Source organism: Aquimarina algiphila (genome assembly GCF_007489275.1).
GTDB lineage: Bacteria > Bacteroidota > Bacteroidia > Flavobacteriales > Flavobacteriaceae > Aquimarina > Aquimarina algiphila.
Genome location: NZ_VLNR01000062.1, coordinates 1,090 through 14,376, shown reverse-complemented (window position 1 = coordinate 14,376; position 13,287 = coordinate 1,090). Strand labels below are relative to the sequence as shown.

Annotated in this window: 7 protein-coding genes; 6 read left to right on the top strand and 1 reads right to left on the bottom strand. The window is 33.6% G+C overall.

All coding sequences use genetic code 11. The features are described 5' to 3' along the window. Positions 1 to 47 precede the first annotated feature (47 nt). On the top strand, positions 48 to 1,322 hold the full coding sequence (locus tag FOF46_RS23030) for an NAD(P)/FAD-dependent oxidoreductase (protein ID WP_143918082.1): 1,275 nt from the start codon (positions 48 to 50) through the stop codon (positions 1,320 to 1,322). A 34-nt stretch (positions 1,323 to 1,356) separates the two neighbouring features. Here FOF46_RS23030 and FOF46_RS32990 read toward each other — a convergent pair whose 3' ends face one another. Next, a complete protein-coding gene (locus tag FOF46_RS32990; protein WP_262713265.1) occupies positions 1,357 to 1,491 on the bottom strand; it encodes a hypothetical protein in 135 nt (44 codons plus the stop codon). A gap of 591 nt (positions 1,492 to 2,082) precedes the next feature. On the opposite strand from FOF46_RS32990, the gene FOF46_RS23025 reads away from it, so the two are divergent. From FOF46_RS23025 to FOF46_RS32385, 5 genes are all read left to right on the top strand, one after another. Further along, entirely contained in the window at positions 2,083 to 2,322 is a 240-nt protein-coding gene (locus FOF46_RS23025) for a hypothetical protein (protein ID WP_109438512.1), read from the top strand. A gap of 111 nt (positions 2,323 to 2,433) precedes the next feature. Next, positions 2,434 to 8,106 (top strand): BspA family leucine-rich repeat surface protein, encoded by a 5,673-nt coding sequence (locus FOF46_RS23020; RefSeq protein ID WP_143918081.1) that lies wholly within the window; start codon positions 2,434 to 2,436, stop codon positions 8,104 to 8,106. Between the two features lie 59 nt (positions 8,107 to 8,165). Next, positions 8,166 to 9,119, top strand: a complete 954-nt coding sequence (locus FOF46_RS23015; RefSeq protein WP_109438510.1) for a PorP/SprF family type IX secretion system membrane protein — start codon at positions 8,166 to 8,168, stop codon at positions 9,117 to 9,119. A 16-nt stretch (positions 9,120 to 9,135) separates the two neighbouring features. Next, a complete protein-coding gene (locus FOF46_RS23010; protein WP_143918080.1) occupies positions 9,136 to 11,394 on the top strand; it encodes an OmpA family protein in 2,259 nt (752 codons plus the stop codon). Between the two features lie 148 nt (positions 11,395 to 11,542). After that, on the top strand, positions 11,543 to 13,287 hold a 1,745-nt coding region (locus tag FOF46_RS32385; protein ID WP_208746811.1), incomplete at its 3' end, for a hypothetical protein.

The following is a 13,287-nucleotide window of genomic DNA, read 5'->3' as shown; positions in this document are numbered from 1 at the left end:
TCTAATTCACAAAAATATAATAATTAATTGGTTATATCCATTAGTACATGCAAGATATAGAAATTGATGTTTTAATCATAGGTGCGGGACCTTCTGGATGCGTTGCCGCTGCTTATTTACATAATAAAGAAGCCAATATTAAAGTTATAGAAAAAAGCGAATTTCCGCGCTTTGTAATTGGTGAAAGCCTTTTACCCAGGTGTATGGACCATTTTGAAGAAGTAGGATTACTAGATACGATTAAAGAGTATGGGTTTGAAATAAAAAGTGGTGCTCGATTTATAAGAGAAAATACTTTTTGTGAATTTGATTTCAGTAAAAAACATACAGAAGGTTATAATTGGACCTGGCAAGTCCCAAGAGCCGATTTTGATTTGTTATTAACCGACAAGCTTAAAGAGAAAGGAGTCGATATTGCATTTGGACATGAAGTTGTTGATGTCGAGTTTGAAAAAAATGGGATATCTAAAACCACCGTAAAAACAAAAACAAAAGAGCAATACGTCATTAAAGCTAAATATATAATTGATTCTAGCGGTTTTGGTCGTGTTTTGCCACGACTTTTAGATTTAGATAAGCCTTCAAAGATACCCAAGCATTCCTCTATATTTACCCATGTAGAAGATATTCACAGACCAGAAGGGAGAGAAGGAACTTTAATTACTTTTGACGTTATTGATAAGGATTGTTGGCTGTGGGTTATTCCATTTTCAAACGGAAAAACGAGTATTGGTTATGTGTGTAAAAATGAAGTATTAGACAACTTTGAAGGTAATGCAACTAAAAAATTACAAAGTATGTTGAAACTTTCTAAATACTATCACGAAAGATTTAAAGATGTCGATTTTCTATTTGAACCCATTATTATTAAAAATTATTCAAAATCTGTAAAGAAATTATTTGGCAAAGGCTTTGCACTTACAGGAAATAGTGCAGAGTTTTTGGATCCTGTGTTTTCATCTGGAGTGACATTTGCTACAGAATCTGGATTGCTTGCAGCAAAACTCATAGTAAAAGAGCTTAATAATGAAACTGTAGATTGGCAGAAAAAATATGCAGATTATATTGTAGAAGGTACAACTGTTTTTAGCAGTTATGTTAAAGAATGGTACACAGGAAACTTGCAGACAGTCTTTTTTGAAGGTACTAACAATCCTGAAATTAAAAAGCAAATCTGCGCTGTATTAGCTGGTTATGTCTGGGATAAAACTAACCCTTTTGTAAAAAATCATGACAGACTTATTGGCACTGTTGCACATGTTATTAGACTTGAAAATAGTCAAGAAGTCGCTAAATATCAAAAAAGTTTCTTTTTAAAATAGAGTTTGCTATCGCAATAGATAAGATAAAATGTATCTAACTATCATTTTCATCGGATGGCACATACCATTTAGCTGGCCATGCTTCATAACTACCTCCCTGTATTATTCTCATCTGTTTTTTAGAAATTTCCTGAAAGGTTTCTTTTTTGAAAATAGCATCCTTGTTCATAATAATAATTAAATTAATCATATGTAATATAGACAATAACAGAAACAAGGACAAAGTTTTCGCGGGGTAATTAGATATTAATTACAAGATGCGACAATACTTATATTTCTAATTTTAATTTTTCTTAAATAACTATTATACATATATAATTAAAAATGAAATATAAATTTGTCCTACCTATATACTAATACTGTCTTTTTAACGTTTTTACTAATACTATTCCTTCAGTCAATTCTGATGCCATTTAATTGATCTATTGGCTATTTTATACATGTATTAACAGATTTGTATACCTTTTGTTTCCTTTTTAAGACCTTTTGTTCATCAAGAGTAACCTTTTGTATACCGTATTTATCCTTAAAACATTGCTTATCCTTCTACATTTGTTTCTATAGAGTTAAAGATTTGAGAATTGAGAAATAAATAACAAAATCGCAAAATTAGAAAATCTATCAATAATTAGCTTCTTATTTATTTCTTGATTTGAATTTCAAATGACTTAACAGAATGTCTTTTAAGAAATTAAAAATAGTATTGATTTAAAGTAGAAAATACCATCATGTTTTTCTCTTGAACTTAAAAAAAGTTAATATGCATAAAATTACCCCTATTTTATTTGTAGTTCAATGTTTTATAACATTTTCATTTTCTTCTCTACCCAATCATGAAGTTATTTCAAATGCTTTGTGCTCAGTACAATTAATGTATTCTTTCTTTCTTATGAGTTCTATAGTTATTGTAGCTATACATTTTTCTTTAGAACATCATTCATTAATTACTCGTGCTGAAAATGCATTGTCTTTTTTTAAACACACAAAACCTGAATATTAAAATATTAAATACTCCACGGTAGTTGTAACATGACATTCTTCGATACCAGTAATTTATCCACTTAGGATATATTTTTATTTTAATAAACCCCAATTAAATTATCAATATGTGATGAAAACATTACTCCTAAAAATCATAAAATTTAAGGATTGTTATAAGGGTTCTCACACAATTTATAATGTAAGAATTCTATCTAGTATAGAAATAAAATCCAAAATAGTTGTCTACCTTTTTTTCTTAATTGGTTTATCAATTAATGCTCAAGATTTCATCACTACTTGGGAAACTACTGCTGCAAATGAAACTATAACACTACCGAATAGTGGAGTCGCTTCTGGGTATAACTTTACCATTGACTGGGGAGATGGGGTAATCGAAAACAATGTTACTACCCCAGGTAAACAACATACGTATGTAACTCCCGGCACTTATACGGTTCGAATAAATGGACTGTTCGAAGAATTTGACTTTACAGGTACTCCCACAAGTACAAATGCAAATAATTTATTATCGGTTGATCAGTGGGGAAGTTTGTCTGTATCAAAACTTAGTTTCAGTGGTGCTTCGAGGTTTCAAATAAATGATACTAATGCTCCAGATTTATCTAAGATCACTTCTTTTGATGATCTATTTAACGGTGCATCTACAGTAAATGCAAATCTTTCTAACTGGGATGTATCTGGGATTACCAGTATGAATGAAACCTTTCGTGATGCAACATCATTTAATGGCGATATCACTACCTGGAATACTGGAGAAGTGACAAGTATGATCGATATGTTCTCTGGTGCTTTAATATTTAATCAGAATATTGGAGGTTGGAATATCGCTAAAGTAACGAATACATCTACCATGTTCTTTAATGCTATAGCATTCAACCAGGATATCGGGGGTTGGGTTACAAATGAAGTGATTAATATGACTGGTATGTTTAATGGTGCCACTGCATTCAATCAGGAAATCGGAGGTTGGATTACTAGTAAAGTAACCGACATGAACTTTATGTTTAATAGTGCTACAGCATTTAACGGAGATATTAGCGGTTGGGATACCAGCAAAGTTCTGAACATGAATTTTATGTTTGCCAGTGCAGACGCATTTAATCAGGATATTGGGAATTGGGTTACTAGTGAAGTAACAACCATGAGTAGTATGTTTGCTGGTGCAGATTCATTTAATCAGGATATTGGAGGTTGGATTACCAGTAAAGTAAGAACTATGTCATTTATGTTTGCCAATGCCAGAGCATTTAATCAAGATATTAGTGGATGGGATACTAGCAGTGTCTTGAGTATGTCATTTATGTTTAATAGTGCTACAGTATTCAATCAAAATATAGGAGATTGGAATATCAGTAATGTGGCTTCACTGTTTAATACATTATCCAACTCTGGTCTATCAACCCTTAATTATGATGCAACATTAATAGGGTGGGCAAGTCAAACTGTACAGTCCGGACTTACTTTGGGTGCAGATAGATTGACATACTGTTTGAGCGATGCTGCGCACAATGTATTAACCAACGCTCCAAATTCATGGACGATCAATGATGCGGGGTTAAACTGTTCTTCATTGTTTATCACCACCTGGTCTACTACTGCTTTAAATGAAACTATAACACTACCAAATGACAACAATGGTGGATTGCTACAATATGATTTTTCTATTGACTGGGGAGACGGAACACCTATTGAAACTAATGTTACTACTCCCAATAAAACACACACCTATACGACACCAGGTGTACATACAGTAAGAATTGATGGATTATTTGGAAGTTTTGATTTTGAAGCGGTTCCTGTAAACACGACCAATATCTTATCTGTAGAACAATGGGGAGATTTAGCAGTTTCAAAACTTAATTTCAGGGACGCTGTCAATTTTCAAATAAATGACATTAATGCTCCAGATTTATCCAATGTTACTTCATTTAATAATTTATTTCGACAGGCATCTACAGTAAATGCTGATCTCTCTAACTGGAATGTATCTACTATTACAGAGATGCAAAATGCGTTTAATGGCGCAATTGCATTTAATGGAAATATCAGCACCTGGAATACCTGTTTAGTCGAAAATATGACTGCAATGTTTAACAATGCCACTGTATTTAATCAAGATATAAGTAATTGGGATACTAGTAGTGTCATAAAGATGGATTATATGTTTAGTGATGCAATTGCTTTCAATCAAAACATTGAGACTTCAGGTGTTAACTGGAATACGAGTAATGTAGATGACATGAAATTTATGTTTAATAATGCCACAGCATTCAATCAAAATATTAGTAGTTGGGATACTAGTACGGTGACAGATATGAGTTCTATGTTTAATAATGCTATAACATTCAATCAGGATATTGGAGGATGGAATACTAGTGCTGTTATGAATATCTCTAATATGTTTAATAGCGCTACCGCATTCAATCAGAATCTTGGAAATTGGGATATCAGTAAAATAGCATTTATGACAGATGCCTTATCTAATTCTGCTTTATCCATACAGAACTATGATGCTACCCTCATAGGCTGGGCAAGTCAAACTACACTATCAAGAGTCCCTTTGGGAGCTGATGGATTAATATATTGTTTAGGAGGAGATGCTCGAAAGAAATTAATAAATGATAATTTATGGGCTATAACTGGCGATATGCTAGGATGTTCATCAATACTTGTCTATTCTATTACTAAAACAACAGATGCAGTCGAAGGGACTTCGAATGCTACATTTACTGTGAGCATTGACGGAGGAATAACCAACACAACCGGGGCAGCCATTACAGGAATATTAACACTAACAGGGACTGCAACCAATGGAACAGATTATACCAATGTAACGACATTTTCTATTCCAGACGGAGATACTAATGTAGTTGTAACTATTCCGGTCATTGATGACACCGAAGTAGAACTTCAAGAAACTATCATTGCTACCATATCGGCACCAAGTACTGGTAGCATAAATACCACCAATAACTCTGATACCGCAACCATAACAGATGATGATAGTACAGCACTTGCTATTTCTATTGGTTCTGCAGTAAATGCTGTTGAAGGAACTTCTAATGCGGCTTTCACAATCAGCTTAGATGGTGGAGTAACAAATAAGACTGGATCAGCTATTACAGGAACACTTACACTTACTGGGACTGCAACTAATGGAACAGATTATACTGATGTAACAACGTTCTCAATTGCTGATGGAGATACCAATACTGTAGTGACTATTCCAGTAACCAATGATACAGAAGTAGAACCACTAGAAACTATTATTGCTACCATATCAGTACCAAGTATTGGGAGTATAAATATTACAAATAATGCTGATACCGCCACTATAACAGATGATGATGGGGCAGCACTTTCCTATTCTATTACCAAAACAACCGATGCGATTGAAGGAACTTCTGATGCCATGTTTACTGTAAGCATTGATGGAGGGATAGTAAACACTACTGGAGCAGCCATTACCGGAGTATTAACGCTTACCGGAACTGCAACCAACGGGATAGATTATACCAATGTAACAACATTTTCTATTTCAGAAGGAGATGATAATGTTTTAGTGACTATTCCTGTAACTAATGATACCGAGGTAGAACCACAAGAAACTATTATTGCTACCATATCAACTCCAAGTATTGGGAGCATAAATACGACAAATAATGCTGATACGGCAACTATAACAGATGATGATGGGGCAGCACTCACCTATTCTATTATCAAAACAACTGATGCGATTGAAGGAACTTCTGATGCAACATTTACAGTAAGTATTGACGGAGGAATAACAAACACTACAGGAGCGGTTATTACCGGAACATTAACGCTTACAGGAACTGCAACGAATGGAACAGACTATACCAATGTAGCAACATTTTCTATTCGAGAAGGAGATACTAATGTTATAGTAACTATTCCTGTAACCAATGATACCGACATAGAATCACTAGAAACCATCATTGCTACCATATCAGCGCCAAATATTGGAAATATAAACACTACAAATAATACAGATATTGCTACTATAACAGATGATGATGTTACAGCGCTCACCTATTCTATTACCAAAACAGCAGATGCTGTTGAAGGAAGCACAGATGCTACATTTACTGTAAGCATTGATGGAGGAATAAACAACACCTCTGGTTCTGCTATTACCGGAACAATGGCATTAACGGGAACAGCTACCAATGGAATCGATTATACCAATGTAACTACATTCTCAATTGCTGCTGGAAATAATAGTGTTATCATAACCATCCCTGTAATCGATGACAGTAATGTAGAATTACCGGAAACCATCATTGCCACAATATCAACTCCAAGCATTGGAAATATAAATCCCTCTAATACTTCTGATACTGCAACTATAACCGATGATGATAGTGCCGCACTCACTATTTCTATAGGAGCACCTACAAATGCTGTTGAAGGAACGTCAGATGCAACTTTTACGGTAAGTCTAGATGGCGGGGTTACGAATACTACGGGAGCACCTATCACCGGAACGTTACTATTAACGGGAACCGCAACCAATGGAATAGATTATACCAATATTGCTTCATTTTCTATTGCCGATGGAGATACTAATGTTATTGTAACTATTCCTGTAACCAATGATACAGAAGCAGAACCACAAGAAACCATTATTGCTACGATATCGTCTCCAAGTATTGGAAACATAAATACAGTAAATAACTCTTCCTCAGCAACCATAACTGATGATGATAACGCTGCTCTCACTATTTCTATTGGATCGCCTGTAAATGCTATCGAAGGAACTTCAAATGCAGCTTTTACTGTAAGCTTAGATAATGGAGTTACAAATGCTACGGGAACAGCTATTACAGGAACAATAGTATTAACAGGAACTGCAACTAACGGGATTGATTATACCGATGTAATTACATTCTCGATTGTAAACGGAGATACAGATACCATAATAACCATTCCTGTAGTTAATGATGTCGAAATAGAACCACAGGAAACTATCATCGCGACAATATCGCTTCCAAGTATCGGAAATATAAACACAATAAACAATTCTGCTACAGCAATTATAACCGATGATGATGTACCCCCAAACCCCAATTTAGCGCTATCCAAAACCGGTGTATATGAAGATACTAATAATGACGGTGTACTCAATACAGGAGATCAAATAGTTTATACATTCGTTATTGAAAATAACGGTAGTGAAATAATTACAAACATTATGATCACGGATCCTCTACCTGGTATTGTGCTTAGTGGGGAATCAATTGATCTTGCTCCAGGCGAAATAGATGACTCTACATTTACAGCTATATATGATTTAACCGAAAATGACATTCTAACAAGCAGTGTAACAAATCAAGCTTTTGTTACGGGTATAGACCCTATGAATGTAGAAATTATTGACTTTTCTGATGACCCAAACGATGACACCAATAGTGATGATGATGATGATGGTGATGGTGAAGACCCTACAATTACCGAATTGCAAAATGAGGATGAATTGACAATCTATGAAGTCATTACTCCAAATGGAGATGGACTGAATGATGAATTAAGAATTTCTGGATTAGTAAAATACCCAAATAACAATATTATTATCTATAATCGTTGGGGGGCTAAAGTATTTGAAGCAGAGGGCTACGAACAAAAAGGTACTCCCTTATTTAAAGGAATTGCCAAAGGCAAAAAGAAAGTCTTACCAACAGGAGCCTATTTTTTCACCTTACAATACCAAAACTCAATTGGAACAGCAACCTTTAAATCAGGATATCTACATATCAACTAAAAAATAAAAGGGACTTGTATTTTATTTTCCCTTAACCTCGGCCACACAATGACTTGCCTATGAAAAAATTATTACTCTTTACATTTATAATCACTTGTTTTATTCCTTTTTCAAATTATGGACAACAGGATAGCCAGTATACACAATACATGTATAACACTGTTAGCTTCAATCCTGCTTATGCAGGAAGCAGAGGAGTATTAAGTGTTATGGGATTATACCGTAGTCAATGGCTGGGACTTGATGGCGCTCCTAACACCCAAACACTTACAATTAATAGCCCAATAAACGAAAGAAAAAAATTAGGTATAGGATTATCTATAATAAATGACGCTATTGGAGCGGCTAATGAAACTAATTTTAATGCCAGTGCTTCGTATACTATTTCTGTATCTGATATCGGAAAATTAAGTTTTGGATTAAATGCAGGAGGTACCTTATTAAATGTAGATCTATCCACACTAAGGAGATTTAATACTGACGATCCTTTACTCGAAAATGATATCGATAATAAATTCAGCCCTAATGTAGGATTAGGTTTATATTATCGCACAAATCGATTCTATGCAGGAATTAGCGTACCTAACCTACTAGAAACCAAACATTTTAACAAAAAAACATTATCAAGTATTAATACACAAGCAAGCGTTTTTGCAAGAGAACGTATCAATTACTATCTAATAACTGGTCATGTTTTTGAATTAATACCATTCATAAAGTTTAAACCTGCACTGCTAACAAAATATACTGTAGGAAGCCCTATACAACTTGACCTATCTGTTAATGTTATGTTTAATGAAAAGTTTACTGTAGGAACCTCTTATCGATGGAGTAAAGCATTTAGTGCTGTTGCAGGTTTTCAAATTTCAGAACGGGTAATGATTGGATTTGCATATGATCGCGAAGTTACTGACCTAGGGCAAACACGTTTCAACAATGGAACGTATGAAGCAATACTGCGATTTGAGTTAAAAAATATTCATCATGAATTTTTAACTCCGAGATTCTTTTAACTAATTCAATGAATAGATGAAAAAAATAGTATACACATCTCTTATTATTTTTATTACATCTCTTTCGGGATGGTCTGGTCTAGCGCAACAAAGAATATTAAATATTGCTAACAAAATGTTTGATCAACATAAATACGTTAGCGCTCAGGAAGCATACCTAAAAGTAATAGAACGAAAATATCGAAACGCTGAAACTTTAAAAAACCTGGGAGATAGTTATTATCTTAATGGACAACCAGAAAACGCAGAACAATGGTATAAAGAATTTATAGAATCTTATCCTGACCAAATAGAACCAGAATACCTATTCAGGTATGCCCAATGTCTAAAATCCTTAAAAAACTATAGTGCATCTGACATTTATATGGATCGCCTCCTCATGGTAAAAAATGATGATCAACGTGCTAATCTATTTAATAAAAAAAGAGATTATCTTAAACGAATAACATATCAATCCGGAAGGTATGATATAGAAAATGCAACTATCAATTCTAACTTTACTGATTTTGGAGCAGCATTCTATAAGGATTATATTGTATTTAGTTCATCAAGAGATACCTTACTTTTTAATAAGAGAATACATAAATGGACTGAAGAATCATTCCTGGAATTATACCAGGCAAAATACGATTCTGAGGCAAATACCTTATCTGATCCACAAAAATTCTCAAAAGAATTAAGTACCAAATTTCATGAATCTACACCAGTATTTACGAATGATGGGAATACTATATACTTCACTCGAAACTATGATAGCAATGATAAAAGGGAGGTCATTGGATTAAAAATATATCGATCTACCAAAGATCCTGAAGGAAATTGGACCCTCCCCGAAGATTTACCTTTTAATGACAATACCTATTCTACCTCCCACCCATCAATAAGTCCAGACGGAAAAACTTTATATTTTTCTTCTGATATGCCCGGAGGGTTTGGTATGTCTGATCTCTATTCTGTTACCATTTATGATGACGGAAGTTTTGGTACACCTATCAATTTAGGTAACGAAATTAATACTGAAGGAAAAGAAACTTTTCCTTTTACAACGTATGACGAATTATATTTTGCTTCTGATGGTCATCCAGGATTAGGAGGTTTAGACATTTTTGTAACAAAAACAACTACTTCAACATTAGAAATAATAAATGTAGGTAGTCCAATAAATACTCCTAAAGACGATTTTGCTTTCATCATTAATACTGAAACAGAAAAAGGATACTTCTCATCCAATAGAGATGAAGGAAAAGGAGGTGATGATATTTATAGTTTTCATCAAATAATACCCTTAAAAAGTTTTTTCCTGACGACTATATTAGGTGCTATTACAGACAATAGTACTTATGAAGCCATTAATGATGCAACAATAACGATTTATGATAAGGAAAATAATATCATTCAAGAAGAAACTTCATTAGAGAATGGGAATTACTATTTTTCTTCTAACGAAGAATTAAAAAGTGCATATTCAATTAAGGTAACCAAAAATGGGTATAAGCCTTATGAACATATCATAGAAAAAGAAGAGTTTGCCGAAGTGTATGAAAAACCAATTACGCTAGAAAAAATATATGATAACTCTTTAGAACTTGAAAGAATAAATGATAACTCTATTGGATATGAAAATGCATTCAATTTTGAATTGATCGCAGACCCCATACATTTTGATAATACTTCTATAAATATTGTACCTAAATCAAAAAATAAATTAGATGAATTAATAGCTCTTATGAAACGCTATCCTAGAGTTCATACCGATATTAAATCATATTTAGATGATGATATTGACAGTATGGAGATCCCACAAAATCGCGCAGATGTGATCAAACAATATTTTATTGACAATGGAATTCCTGAGTATCGATTAAGTGCTAAAGGAGTACCAAAAAATGATGTGAAAAAGGAAGAAAAACTAAGACTGATGATGGTCGTTCCAACTCCAATCCATTTTAATCTCAACTCAGAAGAAATAAGACCAGAAGGAGAAACAGGCTTATTAAAAGTAATAGAGTTAATGAATATCTATCCTACTATGAAAATGGAAATTCATGGACATGCTGATAGTAGATCCAGTTATTGGTACAACAAACTCTTAAGTGTACGAAGAATGAGAGCTACTCTAAAATACATTACAGAAAAGGGACGCATTAATTGGCGTCGTATTCGAGGAAGAGCTTATGGAGAAAGAAGGCTTTTTAATGATTGTGGAGATGGGGTTCCTTGTACAGAAGATCAACATCAAAAAAATAGGCGAAGTGAATTCATTATCGTCAAATAATATATAATGAAACTAACTATATATGAGTCAGAATCAATTAAATATTTAATTGATTTCATTTTAATCTAAAAATATCAAATGTCTTTCAATTTTTTAGATGATATCAACATCTAATTATACTATTCGTTAAATCCCCAATCAAAAAAATATGAAAACAATTTACACAACTCTTTTTTTATTAAAATCCTATATTTTATCAATAGGTTTACTACTATTAACAATTCAAATGAGGGCAAGTCCCGATTGTCCAATACTTAATGGAGATTTTCATGGACTTAGTAGTGGAACAACATCTGATTCAAATGCTACAGGATGGTATCTTGATGCCAGTGATCTTAATAATCCATTGTTTTTTGCAGTAAAGTCCAATCGAATACATGCCGAACACCTAGGTGGAGAAGGGGTTTGGTATTCAGAGGTTTTTTCAGCTGAAGGCTACTCTGATTTTCAGGTATCTGTTAAAATTCATTCTGAAGGAGATATGAATAGTAGTGAATATGCAAGGATGTACTATAAAATAGATGGTGGTCCCGAAGTATTATTTGCTCAACGCACTGGTAATTTTGGAACAATCGATTTTATTTCCCCTTTTTTAAATGGCTCCACCGTTCAAATTATTGTCAAATTATACAATTATGATAATGGAGGTTCTCAGACTTCAAAGTATCATATTGAAAAATATGCAGTTTTTAAAGAAGATGGACCTTGTAATTCATCAATTTCAGTATCGGCTACGGCTACTAATGGAGGTATTCTGACTTGTACAAATCCTTCACTTACTTTATCTGCTAATTCTAATGTTAGTAATCCTACATATTCTTGGACCGGTCCTAATAACTTTAGTTCATCATTACAAAATCCGGTAATCTCTATTCCTGGCACTTATACTGTTAAAGTAACAGACTCTTCAGGATCAACTTCAGCTTCTATTTTAATAACAGAGAATAAAGGTATTTCAGAAATAATTTGGCTAGAAGAATTTAACCTAAGTACTGGCACAACATCAGATTCTGGATCCACTGCCTGGACTACTCAAAATACAAGCTCAGGAGGTTTTCATGTAAAGGATAATCGATTTAAAGTTAATAATACAGGAAAAGACAATAAAGGAATATGGACCTCTGAATCAATCGATATTTCTGATAAAACCAATGTAAAAATATCCCTTAATTTATATAGTACAGGTGATATGGAAACCAATGGAGATGGTCTTGATTTTATAGATATATATTATAAGTTAGATGATGGTCAAAAGATTCGATTTAGTAAAAATTCAGGATCTATAAATGGTAATAGTACTTCTGGCAAGGAGGTTTCTATAGGTTCTCTTAATGGAAGTAGTTTACAAATTATAGTCAAATCAAGAACCACTCATTCTAGTGAGTTCTATTATTTTGACAATGTAAAAGTAGTTGGCATAAGCACTGTTGATGCAACCGCTTTTGTAGACGGAGAACTTTCTTGTATTAATAATTCGGTAATCATAACTGGTGGATCTTCTGATAATCATGTTAATTATACCTGGACAGGACCAAATGGTTTTACGGCAAATACAAAAAATATAAATGTAAGCGAACCTGGAGATTATACACTAGAAGTAACTCCAAATAATGGTTGTGGTAATACAGCTAACGCAATGGTTACTGTAACACAGGATATTACGGTACCTAATGTATCCGCTTCTGTTGATGGTACACTAAGTTGTTCATCTGGGTCTGCAACATTAAGAGGTAATTCTACAACTCCAAATGTTACTTATCTCTGGACTGGACCTAATAACTTCAGCTCATCATTACAAAACCCTACTGTAAGCCAAACAGGAAATTACTCCTTAACAGTAACAAACCCTAATAATGGATGTACTTCATCTTTATCGGTAAATGTAGCTTCTAC

Coding starts and splice junctions, on each gene's coding strand:
- FOF46_RS23030 (WP_143918082.1), top strand. CDS start 48: ATGCAAGATATAGAAATTGATGTTTTAATCATAGGTGCGGGACCTTCT.
- FOF46_RS32990 (WP_262713265.1), bottom strand. CDS start 1,491: ATGAACAAGGATGCTATTTTCAAAAAAGAAACCTTTCAGGAAATTTCT.
- FOF46_RS23025 (WP_109438512.1), top strand. CDS start 2,083: ATGCATAAAATTACCCCTATTTTATTTGTAGTTCAATGTTTTATAACA.
- FOF46_RS23020 (WP_143918081.1), top strand. CDS start 2,434: ATGAAAACATTACTCCTAAAAATCATAAAATTTAAGGATTGTTATAAG.
- FOF46_RS23015 (WP_109438510.1), top strand. CDS start 8,166: ATGAAAAAATTATTACTCTTTACATTTATAATCACTTGTTTTATTCCT.
- FOF46_RS23010 (WP_143918080.1), top strand. CDS start 9,136: ATGAAAAAAATAGTATACACATCTCTTATTATTTTTATTACATCTCTT.